The sequence below is a fragment of the Sphingomonas sp. LH128 genome (genome assembly GCF_000293195.2).
Lineage (GTDB): Bacteria > Pseudomonadota > Alphaproteobacteria > Sphingomonadales > Sphingomonadaceae > Novosphingobium > Novosphingobium resinovorum_A.
This window is the reverse complement of sequence record NZ_ALVC01000615.1, coordinates 1-455: the sequence shown is the minus strand read 5'-3', so window position 1 is coordinate 455 and position 455 is coordinate 1. Positions and strand designations below refer to the sequence as shown.

1 protein-coding gene is annotated in these 455 nt (G+C 61.8%); it reads left to right on the top strand.

The genetic code is table 11. The annotated features are described in order from the left end of the window. Positions 1–290: 290 nt before the first annotated feature. The coding region (locus LH128_RS30600; protein ID WP_008833563.1) for an SDR family NAD(P)-dependent oxidoreductase at positions 291–455 on the top strand (165 nt) is incomplete at its 3' end.

Genomic DNA, 455 nt, shown 5'->3' with positions numbered 1-455 from the left:
GGCCCGAGCGGACCAGCGTGAGCCGAGCGATGGGCGTCTCGATGATGCCGTCTCGCTCGGCGTATCGGGCAATCTGCTGAGCCAGTTCTTGATGCGCCATCAGCGTCTCTCTCAAAGCAATCGGTATGATCAGCCTACACGGCTGATAGAGACCGATCCAGCGCAGCGCTATAAATCTGGAATATCGTGCAATCATCCCGGATGACCGTTCTACCTCCTCACGACCAGATAGCGCCATCTAAGGGGCATCGGATCTATGGTTCGGTCCGTCTGAACAGGAGTGACTATACATGGCTATAGAGGACAAGGTCATCGCGATTACCGGCGCCAGCAGCGGCATCGGCGAAGGCACGGCGCGGCTCCTGGCGGCGCGCGGCGCGAAGCTGATGCTGGGCGCACGCCGCACCGACCGGCTCGCAGCGCTGGCGGAGGAACTGAACGCAGCGGGAGGCACA